The following is a 19773-nucleotide window of genomic DNA, read 5'->3' as shown; positions in this document are numbered from 1 at the left end:
TCCGTCCGCGGCTACGGCTGCTCGGCCAGCCCCTCCGGCAGCCGGCCCGTGTGGACCACGCCGAGGGTCTGGGTGGCCCGGGTCAGGGCGACGTAGAGGTCGCTCGGCTCATGGTCCGCGGGTTCCACGACGATCACCGAGTCGAACTCGAGCCCCTTGGCCTGGCGCGGGTCCAGCAGGACGACCGTGCGGGTGAGATCCGGCTCCTCCCCCGCCCGTACGCCGGGGAGCCCGGCCGCCAGCGCCTCGTGCAGCGGACGCGGGGCGATCACCGCCAGCCGGCCGCCCCGGCCCTCGGCCGGTGCGCCGCTGCGCACCGCTTCCGCGACCGTGCCGGCGAGGTCGTCCGTCGCCCGCACCCAGGGCCGCTGCCCCGTGGAGCGCACCGAGCTCGGCGGCTCGAATCCGGGATGGCGGGCCCGGTGCACGGCGGCCGCGACGTCCATGATCTCGGCGGGCGTACGGTAGTTGACGCCGAGGCGCACCAGCTCGAAGCGGTCCCCGACGTACGGGTCCAGGATCCGCTTCCACGATCCGCAGCCGGCCTCGTCGCCGGTCTGGGCCGGGTCGCCCACCAGCGTCATCGAACGGGTGGGGCAGCGCCGCATCAGCAACCGCCAGGCCATCTCGGACAGTTCCTGTGCCTCGTCCACGATGACGTGCCCGAAGGCCCAGGTGCGGTCGGCGGCCGCCCGCTCGGCCGCGCTGCGGTGGTCGGCCTCCTCGTGCCGCTCCGCCATCCGTTCGGCGTCGATGATGTCGTGCGCGGCGAGGAACTCGTTCTCCATGTCCTCGAATTCGTACGACTCGGACCCCTGCGACAGGTCCAGGACGCCCTGCGCGTACGCGATGCGCTCCTGCCGTTCCCGTTCCTCGGCGGCGCGCTGCGCGCTGTCGTCGACGCCGAGCAGCTCGGCGGCCTCGTCGAGCAGCGGGATGTCGGCGGGGGTCCAGTCGTCCGTCGTGCGCCGGATCAACTCGGCATCGCCGGAGGGGAGGTGGGTGGGATCGGCGAGGAAGTCGGCGATCAGCTGCCGGGGCGTGAGGGGCGGCCAGAGGCTGTCGATCGCGGCGTGCACCTCGGCGCTGGTCGCGATCTCCTTGCCGAGCTGTGCGATGTCGTCGGGGCCCAGCAGGTTGGGGCCGCCGTAGGGATCCGCGCCGAGCCGGTCGGCGAGCTGCTCCGTGAGGGCGTCGATGACGCGGAACGCGAAGTACGGACGGGCCAGGTTGTGGGGCAGTCCGGTGGCGCGCGCCCGGTCCCGGGCCTCGTGCGCCATGGTCCGGTCCAGCAGCAGGGTGCCGTAGTCGTCGTGGTCGATCTCCACGGCCGGTTCCGGGAGCACCGCGCTGTCCTCGCCGCTGCCGGCGGGTACGGTCTCCGGCAGCGCCTGCCGGTCGCGTACGACGCGGGCGAGGACCTCGGCCATCTCCGCGCGGCCCTTCACGGCGGCGGCGCCGGGCCGCTCGGTGCCGGTCGCCCGGACGCCGGGGAACAGCTCGCCGAGGGTGGAGAGCAGGACCCCGGTCTCTCCGAGGGCGGGGAGCACCTCGCCGATGTAGCCGAGGAACGCCGGGTTGGGTCCGACGATCAGCACGCCGCGCTTGGCGAGCAGTTCCCGGTGCTCGTAGAGGAGGTAGGCGGCCCGGTGCAGGGCGACGGCCGTCTTCCCGGTGCCCGGGCCGCCCTCCACCACGAGTACGCCGCGGTGGGGCGAGCGGATGATGTGGTCCTGCTCGGCCTGGATGGTCTGCACGATGTCGTGCATGCGGCCCGTGCGGGCGGCGTCGAGCGCGGCGAGCAGGACGGCGTCCGCGTCGGCCCCCTCGTGGCCCGTGCGCTCGGTGTCGGCGAGATCGAGGATCTCGTCGTGGAGGGCCGTGACCTCCCGTCCGCGGGTGGTGATGTGGCGGCGCCGGCGCAGGCCCATGGGGAAGCGCCCCGTGGCGAGGTAGAAGGGGCGCGCCACCTCGGCCCGCCAGTCGAGGACGAGAGGGGTGCGGTTCGCGTCGTCCTGCCTGATTCCGATACGGCCGATGTGGTGGTCCTCTCCGTCGGAGAACTCGAGCCGGCCGAAACACAGACCGTTCTCGCCCGCGTTCAGCGCGGAAAGCAGACCGGACTGCTCGGCGACGAGAACATCCCGCTCCAGACGCGCCTGAAGTCCGCTGCCCGTCGCGGCCAGCGCCCGCTGGACGGCGTGTTCGGCCTGGTCACGTAGGTCGTCGAGGCGCGCATAGAGCTCGTCGATGAATTGCTGCTCATTACGGAATTCCACGGTTGACAATTCCACTCCCGACCCGATACGATGTCCTCGTAAAGCTTCTTCACGCGCTGTTTTCATCAGGGCGTGAAACATCAAATATACGCAGACGAATACCCCGGCCGTCAATTGACCCCGGGGTGTTTTTCGTTTTGCGGTACGCCGCCGGTGCCGGGCGGGGCGCCGAGCTGCGACGGGCCGCCGCATGTCACCCGGACGGCTCACCCGTCAGGCTTCCGGCGCCGTGCACTGCTTTGGTGGACACAAGAGCTGTCCACCACATGGAGCACTCTCATGTATGAAATGCAGGTCGGTGAGGCGGCCACAGGGCCTGGCCTCGTATGGCACGTCGTCGCCCGTGACCGCCGGGCCACCCTGTGCGGCCGCCCCCTCCAGCCGGGCGGCAACGCCGAAACGGATCACCACTGCGGGCCGTGCATGACGGCTTTCCAAAACGTCATGCGGGAAGGCTCCGCCGAGTCCTGACAGTGGGGGTGATCGACCGCAGACACCACGCTTCCGCCGCCGGCGCCGGACCGAGGTCCGCACGCCGGCGGCGGAGCCATCCGGCCACCGGCACGCCCACCCTTGAGCAAACCAAAGCAATACTTATGCAAATCGTGCCTGATACCTTCAGCGCTTATGAAGATGATCGGACTGCTCGGGGGAATGAGCTGGGAATCGACGGCCGAGTACTACCGGCTGTTGAACGAACTCACCCGTGACCGGCTGGGGGGGCTGCATTCGGCCCGCTGCGTGCTGTACTCGGTGGACTTCGCGGAGATCGAGCAGCTGCAGGCCGAGGGGCGGTGGACCGAGGCCGGCGAGGTGCTGGCGTCAGCGGCCCAGCGCCTGGAAGCCGCCGGTGCGGACCTCGTGCTCATCTGCACGAACACCATGCACAAGGTCGCCGACCGCGTCCAGGCGGGCATCTCGGTGCCCCTGCTGCAGCTCGCCGACGCCACCGCGGACGCCGTGAAGGCGGCGGGCCTGACCCGGGTCGGCCTCCTGGGGACCGCGTTCACCATGGAGCAGGACTTCTACCGCGGCCGGCTCGCGGCGGGCGGACTCGAGGTGTGCGTCCCGGATGCCGACGGGCGTGCGCTCGTGCACCGGGTGATCTACGAAGAGCTGTGCCTGGGCCTGGTCCGCGAGGAGTCCCGGGCCGCGTACCAGCAGGTCATCCGGGACCTCGTGGCCGCCGGCGCCCAGGGGGTCGTCCTGGGCTGTACCGAGATCGAGCTGCTCATCGGCGCCGAGGACAGCCCCGTACCCGTCTTCCCCACCGCCCGGATCCACGTCGAAGCCGCGGTCGAGGCGGCACTGTCGACCTCCCGGCGCCCGGCACGCGCCCTCGGCTAGTCATACCGTGATCTCGTACGAGGACGCAGGCCGCGACGGCGGCGGCACGGACCCGGGCGGACCCATGGGCACACCTCAGGCGGGCGCGAACGCGGCTGCGGACCGCCACGCGCCCGAAGGGCGTCACGCCGACTGGCTGGAACTCTTCTTCGACCTCGTCTTCGTCGCGCTCGCAGCCCAGCTCTCGCACCGGCTGCACGGGGACCCCGGCCTGCGCGACTTCGCCGTGTTCCTGGCGCTCTACTTCCCGCCCTGGTGGCTGTGGATCAACCTCACGGTCTCGGCGAACATCTTCGTGGACAACAGCCCCCGCCGCCGGCTGCTCATGCTGTCCGCCATGCTCTGCATCGCCGTCATGGCCGCCTCCGTGCCCGAGGCCGACACGGACCGCGGGTCCGTCTACGCCCTCGGCTACGCCGGCACCCGGCTGGTGCTGCTCGGGCTGTGGTGGCCGGCCACCAAGTACCCCGAGCCCCGGCGCGTCCCGCGCTGGCGCCCCCTGAGCTACTGCCTCGCCTCGGGCCTGCTGTGGGCCGCCTCGGCCGCGGTACCCACACCCTGGCAGTACGTGGCGTGGGCGGTACTCATCGCCGCCGAGATGGCGCTGCTCCTGACCGCGGGCGGCCACCGGATGCCCGCCCGCCTGGACACCGGGCACATCGTGGAGCGGGTCGGGCTGTTCGTCATCATCGTGCTCGGCGAATCCGTGATCGCGCTGGTGACCTCCGCCGACCACACCTGGACCCTGCGGGCCGGGATCGTCGGCGCCCTGGGCTTCGTGCTGCTCGCCGCGCTCTGGTGGTCGTACTTCGACTTCGGCTCGACCTCGGCCGAGCTGATGCTCGCCAAGGCCGACGACCAACAGGCCTACCTCCTCGCCCGCGACGTCGGCGGCTTCCTGCACTTCTTCGTGACCGCGGGCGTGTTGTGCATGGCCGCGGGCCTGGCCACCGCCGTCGAGGAGGCCGACCACGCCCGTCTTCCGACCGGCGCGGTGTGGGCCCTGGCCGGCGGCCTGGCGCTCTACCACTCGGCCCACGCCGGCATCGCCCTGCGCTACGGCCGCCCGCCGGCCTCCGTCGCCGTCTGGGCCGTTCCGGGCATCTGCGTTCCGCTGCTCGTCGTCTGGGGCGCCGGCCGCCTCGCTCCGTGGCTGGTCGTCCTGCTCCTGGCCGCCGAGGCGATCGTGCACCTGCTGTACGCGCGCAAGATGCTGCGCCGCCGCCTCGCGACGGCGGCGCCCTGAACCGCTCAGCGCAGCACGGGGAGGAGATCCGGGCGCTTGGCCGTGCGGGCGTCCCCGGAGGAACGGCCGCGCAGGCGCCGGCCCAGCCACGGGCCCAGGAACGCGGCGGCCCAGCGCAGTTCGGCGAGGACCGTGGGCGAAGCCGCCCGGGCCGGGGGCAGCGGGTGCGTCCAGGAGTCGTCGCTGCCCGGCAGGTCGAGGGCGTGGGCGAGCGAGGCGGCGATCCGCTCGTGCCCCAGCGGGCTGGCGTGCAGCCGGTCGGGGCTCCACAGGCGGGGATCGGTGACCACCGGATGGTGTCCCGTCTCGACGACGAGCACACCGTGGCGGCCGGCGGCCGCGCGGATCCGGTCGTTGAGGGCGCTCACCCGCGGGGCGAGCGGACGGGCGAGCGGGGTGATCCGCGCGAGGTCCGGGAAGGTCACCGTGGCCACGCGGGCGCCCTGGGCGGTGAGCGCGCCGAACATCGCCTCGAGGTGGCCGGCGACCTCGTCGGCGTCGAACCGCGGCCGCAGCATGTCGTTGACCCCCGCGACCACGGTGGCCAGGTCCGGGCGCAGGGCGAGGGCCGGTGCGAGCTGCTCGGCGCGGACCTGCCCGGCGAGTCGGCCGCGGACGGCCAGGTTGGCGTACCGCAGGCCGGGACTGTGGAGGGCGAGGCGCTCGGCGAGCCGGTCGGCGAGCCCGCGCAGGCCGGTCGTGTCGTCGCCGTCGCCGACGCCCTCGGTCTGGCTGTCGCCCAGGGCGACGTAGCGCAGGTACTGGTGCTCAGCGCCCGGCACGGGCCACCTCCCGCTCCCGCAGAACCGCGATCGTACGTGCGCACCAGTCGCGGTTGCCCCGCTCGAAGGCGAGACCGCGCAGGCAGGTCAGATAGGGGCCGATGCGGTCGCCGTACCGCAGGAAGTCCTCCTCGGTACGGTCGCCGCGCATGGTGCGCAGCAGACCGGTGAACAGGTCGACCTTGGCCTGGGCGAAGGCGGCGCGCTCGGTGAGCTGCGCGATGAGCGTCGCGGTGTCGACGTGGTCGGCGGCCTGGACCTTGACGACCAGGTCGTCGCGGATGGAGGAGGGCTTGGTCGCGGAGGCGGTGAACTGCTCCAGCTCGGCGAGGCCGGCGTCGGTGACGGTGAACAGGCGCTTGTTGGGCCGGGTGTCCTGGACCACTTCACGGCCGGTGATCAGCCCGTCCTTCTCCAGCCGGGTCAGCTCGGCGTAGAGCTGCTGCGGGAGCGCGTGCCAGAAGTTGGCCACGCCGAGGTCGAAAGCCTTGGCCAGTTGGTACCCGCTCAGCTCCTCGTCCAGCAGCGCCGCCAGTACGGCGTGGCGCAAAGCCATCGGATCGCCTCCTTCACGTCCCTGTTTCCGCTGTGGCCCCTGTCCATGGACACGCTCCGCATGATACTCAAGAAACTGACTAGTCACATTGATGAGTAACCAGACGTAGCCGAGCACCGTCAAGGAGAAGCCGTGACCGCAGCAGACCGCTTCCGCGCCGCCGTCGACAGCCGTGACACCGCCGCCCTGGAGGCCCTGTTCACCGAGGACGTCCGCCTGTACAGCCCCGTGAAGTTCACGCCGTTCGAGGGCCGGCCGATGGTGCTGGGGCTCTTCGGGGTGCTGCTGCGCACCTTCGAGGACTTCCGCTACGTCGGGCAGTACGCCGGCACCGCCGAGACGAGCGCCGACGGCACGGTGTCCCCCTCGGAGGTCCTGCTCTTCCGCGCGACGGTGAACGGCAAGGCGATCCACGGCATCGACCTGCTGCACTACGCCGAGGACGGCCGGATCAAGGAGTTCACCGTGATGGTGAGGCCCCAGTCGGCGGTGCACGCCCTGGGCGAGGCGGTCCTCGCCGGGCTGGTCGCGGACGGCCTGGCCCCGGCCCAGGCCTGATCGGCAGACACTCCGTAGGCTCACCGGGCAGCCAACTCCCGTACGCACGCCCGGAGGAAACGGTGGACATCCGCTCGGCCCAGCAGCTCGCCTGGGACAACAAGCTCGCGAAGGGCTTCAACACCACCGACGTGGCACTGGAGTTCGGGCTGCTGACGGCCGAGGTCGGGGAGGCGTTCACCGCGTGGCTCAAGAGGCTGCCCGACTTCGGGGAGGAGCTCGCGGACGTGGTCCTGTACGTGGCGGCGCTCGCCGAGATGAACGGCATCGACCTGGAGTCCGAGGTGGAGCGGAAGCTGGCCAAGAACCGCGACCGCGTCTACGTCCGGGACGAGCGGGGCGTCCTGCACCGCATCGAGACCCCGGGCGGAGCGGGCGACGGGGCGGGGAGTCCCCGATGACCGCCACGGTGGAGCCGGAGCCCGGGGAGCCCCACCTGTTCACTGACGCGAGTCGGAGTCCCGCCCGGAACCGTGCCACCTGATGTGCGCGGCGACGGGCAGGTGGTCGCTTCCCGTCGCCGGCAGCGCCCGGACCCGGGTGACGGTCGCCGCGCGGGTCATGACCTGGTCGATGCGGGCCATCGGCAGCGCCGCGGGCCAGCTGAACGCGAAGTCCCGGCTCGGCGGGTTCAGCCGCGCCGCGACCGGATCCAGTCCGCGGTCGTCCACCGTGCTGTTGAGGTCCCCGAGCAGGATCAGCGGGTCCGTCCGCTCCGCGGCGATCGCGGCACCGAGCAGTGCGGCGCTCTCGTCCCGCCGTGCGGAGCCGAATCCGTGCGTCGGACCGAGGCGCACCGAGGGCAGGTGTGCCACGTAGACGGCGACTTCGCCGTTCGGCGTACGGGCGGTGGCCCGCAGTCCGCGGTTCCAGTCCTCCCCCACGCCTGCCGGCCGGATGTCCACCGGCCGCACCTGCTCCAGCGGGTGCTTCGACCAGAGTCCGACCGTGCCCTCGACCGCGTGGTACGGATACTCCGGCGCGAGCACCGCCTCGAACGCCGGCGCGGCGGCGGGCGTCAGCTCCTCCAGGGCGATGAGATCGGCCCGGGTCCCGGCCAGGGCGCGCGCGGTGCCCGCCGGATCGGGGTTCTCGTCGCTGACGTTGTGCTGGACCGCGAGGAGGTCGGGGGTCCGGTCGTCTCCGGGGACCAGGAAGGCGCCGAAGAGGCCGAGCCAGGCGGCCGCGGGCAGCAGCACCGCGCAGACGGCCGGGGCCGAGCGGCGCAGTAGCGCCGAGGCCAGCAGGACCGGGACGGCCAGGCCGAGCCAGGGGAGGAACGTCTCCAGCAGGCTGCCGGGACGGCCCGCCGTATCGGGCACTGCCCCGTGGAAGACGAGCAGGCAGGCGACGAGGACCGCCAGCCCGGTGAGCACCCGCCCCCGCCCGCGCCACGACCCCTGCCGACGCCACCGCGACGCCCACCGCCATGACCACTGCTTCGCCACGCGCCCTGCTCCCGGTCGATTCGGCATCCCCCCGCATCGTGGCCATCCGCACGACGTCGCACGGTACGACGACGCCGCGCCGCCACGATCCGGTTCCCGAAGCCCGCCCGGGCCGCCGTGCACCCTCCGCGGCCGGCGGGCCGTCACCCGTTCTGCGGGCGGCCGGGGACCGAGCTGACCCGGGCCAGGACGAGGACCGTGTCGTCGGTCGCCGTGTCGGGCAGGAGGTTCGCGAGGATGCGGTCGGCGGCCTCCTCCAGCGAGCCCAGGGGAGCGCGCAGCTGCGCGCGCAGTGCGTCCATTCCGGTGTCGATGTCCTGGCCCCTGGCCTCGATGAGGCCGTCGGTGTACAGGGCCACGGTGGCGCCCTCGGGAAGGTCGATCTCGATCGCCCGGTACGGTACGCCGCCCACGCCGAGCGGGACCCCCAGCACGTCGCCGATGGTGTGCACCGTCCCGTCCCGGTGGCGTACCAGGGGCGGCGGATGGCCGGCGCTGGCGATGCGGGCGCGGCCGGTGTGCGGGTCGTAGAGCAGGTACAGGCAGGTCGCCCACTCGATGCCGGCCTCCTGGGCGCAGACGTCGAGCTCCTCGAGCAGGGCCGCGGGCTCCGCGGTGTGCCGGGCGAGGGTCTTCGCGGTGATCCGCAGCCGGCCCATGGCCGCGGCGGCCGGCACGCCGTGTCCCATCACGTCGCCGACGACGAGGGCCACCCGGTCGCCGGACAGGGCGATCGCGTCGTACCAGTCGCCGCCGACCTCGGTGACCCTGCTGCCGGGCAGGTAGCGGTGGCTGATGTCCACGTACGGGCCGCCGGCGGGGGCGCTGGGCAGCAGGGCCCGCTGGAGGGTGAGGGCGATGTCCTGGACCCTGCCGTACAGCCGGGCGTTGTCGAGGCACAGCGCGGCCCGGGAGGCCAGTTCGCCGGCGAGGCCGAGATCCTCCTCGGCGAAGGCCGCGCGGGCGGCGGAGCGCCCGAACATCGCGATGCCCTGCACCGTGCCGCGGGCAATGAGCGGTGCCATGAGGATTCCGGCCAGCCCGCTGTCCAGCAGCAGCTGCGCGCGCTGCTGGTGCACGACGGTCCGGGTCGCGAAGTCCTGGTCGACGGTGAAGCAGAGCGGGCGCTCCGTGCTCAGCATCTGGTGGATGTTGGAGCCCGGCGGGTACGTGACCTGCTCCAGGCCGCTCACGAGTTCGACGGCGGGCTCGGGGAGCGTGGTGCCGGAGGCGATCCGGCGGGTGGCCACCGGCAGCGCCGGGTCGAAGGCCTCGGTCTCGTCCATCCACTCCACGAGTTCCACGACGCAGGCGTCGCAGAAGTCCGGGACCACCGCTTCGACCAGCTCGCGCGCGGTGGTGTCCAGGTCCAGGGTGGTGCCGATGCCTGCCGCGGCCCGGTCGAGCAGGGCGAGGCGCTGGCGGGCGGCCGTCGCCTCCAGGATGGCCTGCTCCCGTTCGGTCACGTCCAGCAGCAGTCCGCCCACGCCGCGCCGGGTGTCCCCCGCGCCGCTGAGCGGGAAGAAGCTGACCGAGCGCACCTGGTCGCGGTCCGGATGGCCGGGGGTGCGCAGCCCCACGAGGGTGCCGATCACGGGCCGGCCCCCCTGGGCCACGGCCCGCAGCATGCGCTGGTACTCCCCGCCGTCGGAGGTGATCATGATGTCCGCCATCCGGCGGCCCAGGTGCTCCTCGAGCGGGACCCCGTCCATGTCGGCGAGTGCCTGGTTGAGGTGGACGTAGCGCAGCTCCTCGTCCAGCATGACCAGGCCGATCGGGCAGGTCTCGAAGAGGGCGTCGAGGAAGGACAGGTTGGTCTTCACCCGGTCCAGCTCGTCGCCGCGGCTCGCCAGCCCCAGGACCACGGAGCGGCCCGTGGAGCCGGTCATCGGGAAGACCCGGAAGCCGCAGTCGAACACCGTGCCGTCCCGGTGCAGTGCGGGCAGCCGTACGCGCCAGTAGCCGAGGGTGCGGGCGCGCTCCGCGAGGTGCGCGGCACCGCCGGGACCTTCGCCGGGGGCCGGCTCGGGGAAGAGGACCGCCGCGGGCTGCGACAGCACCGACCGGGCCTCGTGGCCGAAGAGGCTCTGCGCGCCGGGGCCCCAGTAGCAGACCCGGTCCTCGTCGTCGATGCCGAAGACGGCCACCACCACGTGTTCCAGCAAGGACCCCGGTTCGGACCGGATCGGGCCGGGATCCACCGCGCCCCCCAGCCGGTCCGATGGCATCGGCAGGCCCCCTTCTGCGCACGGCGCGCGCGTGGCTGCGGAGCCCGCGTGGCGGACACGGGCTGCCCCCTCAATTCTGCCCGTCATCGCGACGGAGGACATCACGGCGCCGCACGGGAGCCGGGCGGTGACCACCGGTGACACCTCGGGTGAGGGCGGCGACGGGGCGGCATCCTGTCCCCGCGGGCGCTGCTCGCCGCCTCCGCCGAGTTGACCACGGTCTCGCGACCGGGCAGGTCACGGGCGGTTTCCCGGTCGGTCCGCCGATGGGCAACGGGCAACCCGTCGACCCCCGGGGGCAGCCGGGCAAGGCTGATGGCGTCAGCACGTCAGCACCGAGGCAACCCAACAGGGGGACAAGATGCGCAAGATGATCCGCGGCGCCGCCGCGCTCGCCACCGCCGCCGCGGCCGTCGTCGCACTGGGCGGCGCGGCCGACGCCAAGCCTGCCGACGACTGGGCCGGTTGTCCGTACGGGGCGGTCTGCATCTACCCGCAGAACCAGAACCCGGCCGTCAAGCCGAGCCAGATCTTCTACAGCTACGGAGCCCACAACCTGAGCAACCAGTTCGGCAACCACTGGGTCCTCAACAACCAGTACGGCGGCGCCACCGCCAGCCTGTGCACCGGCTACAACGGCGCCGGCTGCGGGTCCCGCATCGCCGAGGGGACCGGCGTCTACGCCGACCTCGGCCCGATCAACTCCATCACCCTCAACCGGCCGTAACCGAGCACCCGTTCACACGGCCTTCCGGATCCGCCGGCCGCGGCGGCCCCGGAAGGCCGCTGTGCTGTGCGTTTTTGCGCCACGCCGGACAGAACGCGTGCTCCGCCGTCCGACCCCCGCGGTAGCCTGGGACCTTCCATCTCACAACCTGGGCGCGCTGTGCCATGGGGGATGCCGTGGGGGATCCGGACCGCGGACGGAACACCGATCACCAGCACGATTCACCTGAAGCGACCGAGGCCGTCGAGCCCACCGACGGCTCCGGCGCGTCCTTTCCCGCCCGGTTGAGGCAGCTGCGGGTGCAGCGCGGTCTGTCGCTGGCCGACCTGGCCCGCCGGACGCACTACAGCAAGGGCTACCTGAGCAAGATCGAGACCGGCGCCAAGCGGGTCACCCGCGACGTCGCGCTGCGCTGCGACCAGGTACTGGAAGCCGGGGGCTCCCTCTTACGGCTGGTCCCGGAGGCGGAAGTCCCCAGGGCCCGGGCGGGATCGGGCCCCGGGGAGCGCCCCGGCGCCGGCCTCGCGGCCGGGCCCCGGTCGGCCGGCGAGTGCCCCTACCGCGGCCTCGCCGCCTTCACCTCGCGGGACGCGGGCCGGTTCTTCGGCCGCGACCGGGTGACCGCCGCACTGGTCGAGCGGGTCTTCGAACGGATCGGCAGCGGGCCGCTGATGCTCGTCGGCCGGTCGGGCGCCGGCAAGTCGTCCCTGCTCAGCGCCGGTCTCGTCCCGGCCCTGCGGCGCACCGGCGGGTTCCCGATGGCGGGCGCCGACGGCTGGCCGGTCGTACGGTTCACACCGACCGCGCATCCGCTCCAGGAGCTGCTGGACTGCACCGCGAAGGTGCTCGGCGGCGATCTCGGCCTCACCGTGGGGGAGCTGCGGGACCGGCCGGAGAGGCTGCTCGAGGCCGTCAGCCATCTGGCGGGTGACACCCCTGCGCCGTCCGGGGAGCACCGGCTGCCCACCGTCCGGCCGGTTCTGCTCGTCGACCAGTTCGAGGAACTTTTCACCCTCTGCTCCGACGAGGACGAGCGGCGCGGCTTCGTCCGCGTCCTGTGCGCCCTGGCCGCATCGGCGCCGGGGCCGACGGCGCCCGACCCGGCCGTCGTGGTGCTCGGCGTCCGGGCCGACTTCTCCGGGAGCTGCCTGGACGTTCCGGAACTGGCCTCGGTCTTCACCGACGGGCTGTTCGTCCTGCCCCCGATGTCCGTGGCCGAGCTGCGCGAGTCGATCACGCGCCCGGCGGAGCTCGCCGGGCTGACGCTCGAGGCGGGCCTGGTCCCCCTGCTGCTGCGTGACGCCGGCCTGCGCGAGGAGCCCGGGACCGCGACCCCGGCGGGCGGGCCGGGTGACACGCCGTCCGGTGCGCTGCCGCTGGTGTCCCACGCACTGATGGCCACCTGGCAGCGGCGCGAGGGGGCGACCCTGACCGTCGCGGGGTACGAGGACACGGGCGGGATCCAGGGCGCGGTCGCGCACACGGCCGAGAGCGTGTTCGCCCGCCTGTACCCGGCCGAGCAGCGGACGATCCGCCGCATCCTGATGGCGCTGGTCCACGTCGCCGACGGCACGGGGGCGACGCGGCGGCGGACGGACCGGACCGCACTGATGGAGCAGCTGGCCGATGCGGACCGGGCGGCGGCTGCCCTCGACGCGTTCGTCCGGGCCCGGCTGATCACGATGGACAGCGACACCGTCGAGATCACCCACGAGGCCCTGCTGCACGCCTGGCCGCGGCTGCGCGGCTGGATCCACGCCGACCGGGACGGGCTGCTGGTCCACCGTCAACTGGCCCATTCCGCCGAGGAGTGGGAGCGCGAGGGCCGCGATCCGTCCGTCCTGTACCGCGGCGCCCGGCTGGAGAGCGCCCGCGTCTGGGCCGACGAGCTCGACGGCAAGAGCCGGCTCAGCCCCCGGGAGGCGGCCTTCCTGCGCGCGAGCCAGGCGGCGGAGCAGGCCCGGCGGATGCAGGCCAGGCGCCAGGTCCGGCTCCAGCAGCGGATGCTGGCCATGCTCGGCGGCCTGCTGGCCCTGGCCCTGACCGCCGGGGCGCTGGCGTACCAGCAGCGGGCGGGCGCGCTCGGCCAGGAGCGCATCGCCCGTTCACAGGCCCTCGCCGTGCAGTCCACCTCCCTCGCGGCGGGTCAGCCCGAGGCCTCGATGCGGCTCGCCGAGGAGGCGTACCGCACCGAGGCGACGCCACAGGCGCGGGGCGCGCTGCTGAGCACCCAGGCCCAGCCGTTCCTCGCCCGCCTCGACGGGCACAGCGGCCCGGTCAACGCGGTGGCGTTCGCCCCGGGGAACCGGCTGCTGGCGACGGGCGGTTCCGACGGGAAGGTGCTGCTGCGGCGGGTCGCGGACCGGCGGACGACGGTGACCCTGACCGTGCCCGGCCGGGTGCGCGCGGTCGCCTTCTCCCCCGACGGCCGAGCCCTCGCGGCGACGTCCACGGACGGTCCGGTACGGCTGTGGGACACGGACGGCCACGAACGCGCGGTGCTGCCCGCGCAGACCGCGGACGCCCGCGCGCTGGCCTTCGCGCCCGACGGGCACACGCTCGCCGTGGCGGGCGCCGACGGGACGGTCGGGCTGTGGGATCCCGCGGGCGGCGGCGCGGCGGCGGCGTTGCCCGGCCACACCGGGAGGGTCAACGCCCTCGCCTACGCGCCGGACGGCAGGACGCTGGTGTCGGCGGGCGCCGACCAGACCGTACGGCTGTGGGACCCGGTGGCGGCCCGTCAGCTCGCCGTCCTCGAAGGACACACCGGCGAGGTGCTCGGAGTGGCGTTCGCGCCGGACGGGCGGACGGTGGCCTCCGGGGGCGTCGACCGGACCGTACGGCTCTGGGACGTGGCCGGAGGCCGTACGGCGGCGACACTGACGGGCCACAACGACGACATCAACGCGGTCGCCTACACCCCGGACGGCGCCACGGTCGTCAGCGCGAGCGGTGACGGCACCACCCGGCTGTGGGACGTGCGCAGCGGCCGGCTGACCTCGACGCTGGCCGGACACACCGACTACGTGCTGGCGGTCGCGGTGGACTCGGGCGGCACGATGCTGGCCACCGCGGCCTTCGACCAGTCGGTGGTGCTCTGGGACCTGCGCGGTCCGGTCCTGACCTCGCGCCCGTTCACGGAGATCTGGCACGCCGCGTACAGCCCGGACGGGAAGCTGCTGGCCACGGCCGATGCCGATCACACGGTGCTGCTGTGGGACGTGGCCGGGCGGCGGGTGGTCGCGACGTTCGCGGGCCACACCGAAACGGTGTTCTCGGTGGCCTTCTCCCCGGACGGGAAGCTGCTGGCCTCGGCCGGTTCCGACGGGACGGTCCGGCTGTGGGACGTGGGTTCCCGAACGGCGCTGGGCACGCTGGCCGGTCACAGCGGGACGGTGTTCGCGGTGGCCTTCTCCCCGGACGGGAAGCTGCTGGCCTCGGCAGGTTCCGACCGTACGGTCCGGCTGTGGGACGTGGCATCCCGTACGGCCCTGGGCACGCTCACGGGCCATACCGATTTCGCGAACGACGTGGTGTTCAGTCCGGACGGCCACACCCTGGCGAGCGCCGGCGACGATCTGACGGTACGTCTGTGGGACGTGCCCGGACGGCGGCCGCTGGCCACGCTCACCGGCCACGGGGGTGCGGTACGGGCCGTCGCGTTCAGCCCGGACGGGCGGACGCTGGCGAGCAGTGGCAACGACGGCACCGTACGGCTCTGGGACGCCCGGCGGTTCGATGCCGAGGCCGTGCTGGCGGGCCACACCGGCTCCGCCCGCGGTATCGCCTTCTCCCCCGACGGCCGGACGCTGGCCAGCAGCGGCAACGACCGTACGGTGCGGCTCTGGGACCTGGCCGGGCGGCGGCTGTGGGCCGCGCTGACGGGCCACACCAGCGCCGTGTGGGGCGTGGTCTTCTCCCCCGACGGACGGACGGTGGCCAGCAGCAGCAACGACGGCACGGTGCGGCTGTGGAACCCGGACGTCCGGACCCGGCTGGCGGAGATCTGCCGGCTGCACGCAGGCGACGGGGCGGCGCGGTGCGCCGAAGAGCCCTGACGGGCGGGGGTTTCCCGGGGGTTTCCCGTTGCCCGTCCGGGTGGGGTGCCGCCGGGACCTCGACTCGGGGAGGCCGCGGCCCGCAGGCTCGTTCCGTCTGGTGCACACGCCAACGGCCGCCCGCACCACGACGCTTCGCCACGGCTTCCCAGCAGTGCATCCGCACGGCAACGAGAAACGAGGATCCCGCATGCTTCGCCGGTCCGGTCCCATCGGCACACTCATCGCCCTCCTGGTCTGCCTCCTGTGGCCCCCCGCGTCGGCGGCGGCCGCCGACGGCTCGTGCCGGGTCCTGGCCCCGGGGGCGTCCGCCACCGCCGAGCGGGCCGTCGGCGCCGCCTGTGCGCAGGTCTCCGCCGACGTCTGGTACACGTGGGGCGGCGGCCATGGTCCGCAGCCCGGGCCCACGTACGGGCAGGTGGACCCCACGGATCCGGCCAGCGAGCACGATCCCGAGCGGCTCGGCTTCGACTGCTCGGGGCTGGTCCGCCACGCCTACGCCGAGGCCACCGGGTCGGACATCCTCAACGGGGTCGCCGGCGCCCAGTACTACACGCACCACGCGGCCGGACGCTTCACCGCGGCCGACGGCCTGGCCCCGCTGCTCCCCGGCGACCTGCTGGTGTGGGGCACCTCCCAGGACCTGCACCACATCGCCATCTACCTGGGCGCCGGCAAGATGGCGGAGGCCCGGCAGTCCGGTACGAAACTGATGGTCAGCGACGTCCGGCTGAACAGCGGTTACCACGGGGCGGTGCGGATCGACCCCGGCCCGGTGACCGGGCACGTGTTCCGGACCTGGGGCGCCGGTGTGTGGACCAAGGAGCGGCCGTCCACCGGGGCCGCGCGCGTCTACGCGTTCCCGGGGCCGACGACGATCCGCGTCGAGTGCCAGAAGCACGCGGAGAAGGTCACCTCCGACGGCTACACCAACGACGCCTGGTCCTATCTGCCCGACTACAAGGCGTGGGTCACGAACATCTACATCCAGGGCGGTGCATGGCTGGACAACGTCCCCACCTGCACGTTCTGAGCGCGAAACCTTTCCCGTCACTCCGTAGTTGAGGATCAACGTGCGCATGCCTCTCGACCGACGCCTGGCCCTCGCCGCCGCCCTGCTCGCCGTGGTCGCCGGTGTGGTGCCCGCGACCGCCGCCCGGGCGGCGGCGGCCCCGCTCCCGGCCCGGGCGGCTCAGACCGCCGTGCCCGCCCCGAAGCCCGACATGGAGGCCGTGACCCAGGCGTTGAGGAACACCACCGCGGCCGGGGCGCCGGGCGCCATGGTCCGCATCACCGGATCCGGTGCGCCGCTGACGCGTGCGGTGGGCGTACAGGACCGGACCACGGGTGCGGCCATGGACCCGAAGAGCCGCTTCCGGATCGGCAGCGTCACCAAGACGTTCTCCGGCGTCGTCCTGCTCCAGCTGGTGGACGAGGGGAAGCTGAGCCTGGACGCCCCGGTGAACCGCTACCTGCCCGGCCTGCTGCCCGACGACCGGATCACGGTGCGTCATCTGCTCACCCACCGCAGCGGGTTGGCGGACTACACGGAGGCCATGTTCGAGCGGACCGTGCCCGGCTTCGAGGCCGTCCGGAACAAGGTCTTCGCCTACCAGGATCTGGTTGCGCTCTCGCTGCGCGAACCGCGCACGACCGAGCCGGGCGTCTCGTACAAGTACTCCAACACCAACTTCGTGGTCGTCGGCATGCTCATCGAGAAGGCCGCCGGACACGGCGTGGCCAAGGAGTACGAGCGCCGCATCATCAAGCCGCTGCGGCTCAGGAACACCTCGTACGTGCACCCCTCGACCGAGATCAAGGGTGCTCACCTGCACGGCTACCTCCACCCGGACGAGGCCGGGGCACCGCTGGTCGACTCCACCGAGCAGACGGCGTCCTGGGCGCAGTCCGCCGGTGCGGTGATTTCGAGCGCGGCCGATCTGAACACCTTCGTGTCCGCGCTGCTCGGCGGGAAGCTGCTGGCGCCCCGCATGCTGGACGCCATGCTCGCCATGACCCCGACGGACACCACGAACAGCCGGTTCTACGGTCTGGGGCTGCGCCGCTACGACCTGTCGTGCGGGACCTCGGTGTACGGGCACACCGGCACGGTCCAGGGTTTCTACACGTACGCCTTCGCCACCCGCGACGGGAAGCGCAGCCTCGCCGCGGTGGCGAACACCTCGAACAAGGGCGAGGCGAACACGGCCCTGGGCGGCACGCTCGAGGGCGCGTTCTGCGGGAAGAGGCCGCCTGCGGCCGCCACCGCCCCGCGCGGCTTCGCGCTGCTCCCGGCCCTGACCTCGGCCCCGGCCGAGCAGGACCTCCCGGAGCACGGCTCGCGCTGACCCCGACGGCCGGTGCCGCTCGGCGGTCCCCTGCCGAGCGGCACCTCTGTTCCAGGCGGTGACGGTCAGGTGGCCCGGAGCCGGGGCGGGAGGCGGGGCGCGCTCCGGTGGCCGGGGCGCGCCGGGCGGGCGGCGGCCGCCGTCAGGGCGCGGATCCGGTCCGTGAAGTCCGGGTCGGGCAGCGCCAGTTCGAGATCGTCGTCGACGTAGCTGACGGCGGCCGAGACGTAGTCCATGACGGCCTTGACGGTGCTCGAGCCGCGCTTCGACGCGCCTCCGCCGGGCCGCAGCGCCCGCAGGACCCGCAGGGTGGTGGGCAGGCTCGCATCGGCCGCGAGGTTCCGCTCCGCCCCGTCGAAGACCACGGTGGCCGCGTCCGGTGCGTCGGGCGCGTCCGCCGTGTCCGGTGCGTCCGCCGTGTCCGGCGCATCCGGTGCATCCGCCGCGTGCCGGGCGGCGGCCGGGGTCGTCTGGCGCCGCCACCAGACGGCTTCGTGGTTCTCCCCGAGCGCGAGGTGGTGGAGGTACAGGCAGTACGAGGCGATCGAGTCTCCGGCGCCGGCGGCGTACTGCCACCAGAAGCGGGCGGCGTCCTCGGCGTCGGTGAGCAGCAGGATGCAGCCCAGGACGCGGGCACCGGAGGGCTGGGGCAGCTTGTGCGTGAGGAAATCGCCCAGTGCGGCGACGGCGGCTGCCGTGACGGCCGTTTCGCACAGGGCCTGGAGGTCGCGGGCGGCTCCCCGCATGCCCCTGTGCGGTTCGCCCGCCGCCGCGTCGGGCGCCCAGGCGCCCGCCTGGCGGTGCGGTGCGCAGCCGATGTCCGTGACGTCGGCGGGTGCGTGCGAGGTGGCGTGGAGCCGGGCGCGGCCCAGCAGCTGGTCAATGGTCGAGGTCACCGCAGACCCCCTCCTCGGTGGTGGTGTCCGGGTACAGGGCGGCTTGCAGATTGCGCTTGGCGTGCCGGGCGGTGGACCGTACCAAGGCGAGGGAGACGCCCAGTTCGTCCGCCACCCGGGCCTCTTCCAGTCCGCACAGGTACAGCAGGACGAGGACGTCGCGCTGCACGGGCGGGAGCTCCCCGACGGCCCGGAACAGGGCCATGGACTCCTCGACCTGGCCTATCGGGTCCCGGGCGAGGTCCAGGGCGACCGTGTCGAAGGCGGCCTCCACGAGCGAGGGGCGGCCGTTCTCCTTCGGGGCGCGTTCGAGCACGGTCTGGCGCAGTATCGGCCATGCGAACCGCTCGGGGTTCTCACTGGCGAGCGCGTCGTGCCACAGCATGAGCAGGAGCGTGAAGACGTCGTCGACCGCCTTCTCGACGAGGCCGCTCCGGCGCAGGAACGCCGAGGCGTAGCGGGTGTAGTGCGGGCGGTGCATCTGCTGGAAGGCCCGGAAGTCCAGCGGGGCCGAGGCGGCCGCGGTGTGGTGGCGGGCGCCGCCCTCGTGGAGGCAGTCCTTGATCCACGAGGTGCGCTTGCCGACGTCCTGGGCCGCGATCACCCAGCGGAGCCGCATCGTGCCGTACGGCAGGCGGGGCCGTTCGAGCGCGAGGAGCACCGTACGGACGAAGACCCAGCGCGGGTAGCGTCCGACGGCCCGCAGCAGTTCGGAGATGTGCCCTTTGTCCCGGCCGGTACGTGCCTGGAGCTCGTCCAGCGTCACTCCCCTGCCGTGTACGGCGTCGCGCAGCGGCTCGAGCCAGGCGCGGTGCGCCGGGCCGGTGCCTTCGACGATGGGTCCCAGCCGGCGGCCCGGCTTGCCGCTCCGGCCCTGGGGAACGTCCTGGGGTGCCGAGTGGAGGTTCATCGCCGCGGCTCCTCGTCCACGTCGGGCACCTGTACGGAGGGCCGCTCGCGGCGGCTCTCCGCAAGTCCCGTGCCCGCCTGCACGATCTGCTGCACGCCCAGCGCGACCGACGGGATCAGGGCGGTGATGGCTGCGACGGGCTGTCCCGCCACCACCATCACCACACTGAAGGCGAAGATCGCTAAGAGCGCCACCACGGTGACGATCATCCGGTTGTTCTTCATCGCGCCGTCCTCTGGCTGCTTGCGCCATGGTTGATGTCTGTTCGGGATGCGGCTCTGGCGTTGCTGGCGCCCCCCTTCGAGAGCCGAGGCAAGCATGGAGTGAACAGAGATGGGCAGGTGCGAAAAAAGCAGAACGGGGAACAATCAGAACCGCAAAACCGCCCGC

The 19773-nt window shown here is 73.1% G+C and carries 16 protein-coding genes; 8 read left to right on the top strand and 8 right to left on the bottom strand.

From position 1 onward, the window contains the following. Positions 1-11: 11 nt before the first annotated feature. Positions 12-2345: an ATP-binding domain-containing protein gene (locus tag AB5J51_RS35225; RefSeq protein WP_369779537.1), complete on the bottom strand. Its 2334-nt coding sequence runs from the start codon at positions 2343-2345 to the stop codon at positions 12-14. A gap of 561 nt (positions 2346-2906) precedes the next feature. Here AB5J51_RS35225 and AB5J51_RS35220 point away from each other — a divergent pair. Then, positions 2907-3626, top strand: coding sequence for an aspartate/glutamate racemase family protein (locus AB5J51_RS35220; protein ID WP_369779536.1), 720 nt, complete (start codon positions 2907-2909; stop codon positions 3624-3626). A 7-nt stretch (positions 3627-3633) separates the two neighbouring features. After that, on the top strand, positions 3634-4872 hold the full coding sequence (locus AB5J51_RS35215) for a low temperature requirement protein A (protein ID WP_369779535.1): 1239 nt from the start codon (positions 3634-3636) through the stop codon (positions 4870-4872). A 5-nt stretch (positions 4873-4877) separates the two neighbouring features. Here AB5J51_RS35215 and AB5J51_RS35210 read toward each other — a convergent pair whose 3' ends face one another. Together AB5J51_RS35210 and AB5J51_RS35205 are read right to left on the bottom strand one after the other, a co-directional pair. Beyond that, on the bottom strand, positions 4878-5654 hold the full coding sequence (locus AB5J51_RS35210) for an SGNH/GDSL hydrolase family protein (protein WP_136223261.1): 777 nt from the start codon (positions 5652-5654) through the stop codon (positions 4878-4880). After that, a complete protein-coding gene (locus tag AB5J51_RS35205; RefSeq protein ID WP_053787547.1) occupies positions 5641-6210 on the bottom strand; it encodes a PadR family transcriptional regulator in 570 nt (189 codons plus the stop codon). The genes AB5J51_RS35210 and AB5J51_RS35205 overlap by 14 nt, the downstream gene beginning before the upstream one ends. Before the next feature lie 132 nt (positions 6211-6342). On the opposite strand from AB5J51_RS35205, the gene AB5J51_RS35200 reads away from it, so the two are divergent. Next, positions 6343-6768: a nuclear transport factor 2 family protein gene (locus AB5J51_RS35200; protein ID WP_053787548.1), complete on the top strand. Its 426-nt coding sequence runs from the start codon at positions 6343-6345 to the stop codon at positions 6766-6768. Positions 6769-6830: 62 nt separating this feature from the next. Then, on the top strand, positions 6831-7169 hold the full coding sequence (locus AB5J51_RS35195) for a MazG-like family protein (protein WP_369779534.1): 339 nt from the start codon (positions 6831-6833) through the stop codon (positions 7167-7169). Positions 7170-7208: 39 nt separating this feature from the next. Here AB5J51_RS35195 and AB5J51_RS35190 read toward each other — a convergent pair whose 3' ends face one another. Beyond that, positions 7209-8243, bottom strand: coding sequence for an endonuclease/exonuclease/phosphatase family protein (locus tag AB5J51_RS35190; protein WP_369779533.1), 1035 nt, complete (start codon positions 8241-8243; stop codon positions 7209-7211). A 116-nt stretch (positions 8244-8359) separates the two neighbouring features. Beyond that, complete coding sequence (locus tag AB5J51_RS35185) at positions 8360-10444, bottom strand: SpoIIE family protein phosphatase (protein WP_369779532.1); 2085 nt, start codon at positions 10442-10444, stop codon at positions 8360-8362. Between the two features lie 361 nt (positions 10445-10805). On the opposite strand from AB5J51_RS35185, the gene AB5J51_RS35180 reads away from it, so the two are divergent. The 4 genes from AB5J51_RS35180 to AB5J51_RS35165 all read left to right on the top strand — a co-directional run bounded on the left by AB5J51_RS35180 (position 10806) and on the right by AB5J51_RS35165 (position 17577). Beyond that, positions 10806-11171, top strand: coding sequence for a hypothetical protein (locus AB5J51_RS35180; RefSeq protein ID WP_030295809.1), 366 nt, complete (start codon positions 10806-10808; stop codon positions 11169-11171). A 176-nt stretch (positions 11172-11347) separates the two neighbouring features. Continuing rightward, positions 11348-15229 carry a helix-turn-helix domain-containing protein gene (locus tag AB5J51_RS35175; protein WP_369779530.1) on the top strand — a complete coding sequence of 1294 codons (3882 nt, stop codon included), beginning with the start codon at positions 11348-11350 and terminating at the stop codon, positions 15227-15229. 190 nt (positions 15230-15419) lie between these two features. After that, on the top strand, positions 15420-16262 hold the full coding sequence (locus AB5J51_RS35170) for an NlpC/P60 family protein (protein ID WP_369779529.1): 843 nt from the start codon (positions 15420-15422) through the stop codon (positions 16260-16262). A 46-nt stretch (positions 16263-16308) separates the two neighbouring features. Continuing rightward, on the top strand, positions 16309-17577 hold the full coding sequence (locus AB5J51_RS35165) for a serine hydrolase domain-containing protein (protein ID WP_369779528.1): 1269 nt from the start codon (positions 16309-16311) through the stop codon (positions 17575-17577). A gap of 65 nt (positions 17578-17642) precedes the next feature. On the opposite strand, the gene AB5J51_RS35160 is transcribed toward AB5J51_RS35165, so the two are convergent. Genes AB5J51_RS35160 through AB5J51_RS35150 form a run of 3 tightly spaced genes read right to left on the bottom strand, consistent with a single transcriptional unit; the run spans position 17643 to position 19607 of the window. Beyond that, positions 17643-18473, bottom strand: coding sequence for a hypothetical protein (locus tag AB5J51_RS35160; RefSeq protein WP_369779527.1), 831 nt, complete (start codon positions 18471-18473; stop codon positions 17643-17645). Next, the gene (locus AB5J51_RS35155; RefSeq protein ID WP_053787556.1) at positions 18457-19383 is read right to left on the bottom strand and encodes a sigma-70 family RNA polymerase sigma factor; all 927 of its coding nucleotides are present in this window, start codon (positions 19381-19383) and stop codon (positions 18457-18459) included. The genes AB5J51_RS35160 and AB5J51_RS35155 overlap by 17 nt, the downstream gene beginning before the upstream one ends. Next, positions 19380-19607 (bottom strand): hypothetical protein, encoded by a 228-nt coding sequence (locus AB5J51_RS35150; protein ID WP_053787557.1) that lies wholly within the window; start codon positions 19605-19607, stop codon positions 19380-19382. Before AB5J51_RS35150 ends, AB5J51_RS35155 begins: the two co-directional genes overlap by 4 nt. Positions 19608-19773: the final 166 nt, after the last annotated feature.

The organism is Streptomyces sp. R33 (genome assembly GCF_041200175.1).
Classification (GTDB): domain Bacteria; phylum Actinomycetota; class Actinomycetes; order Streptomycetales; family Streptomycetaceae; genus Streptomyces; species Streptomyces katrae_B.
This window is presented reverse-complemented; position numbering and strand designations above follow the sequence as displayed.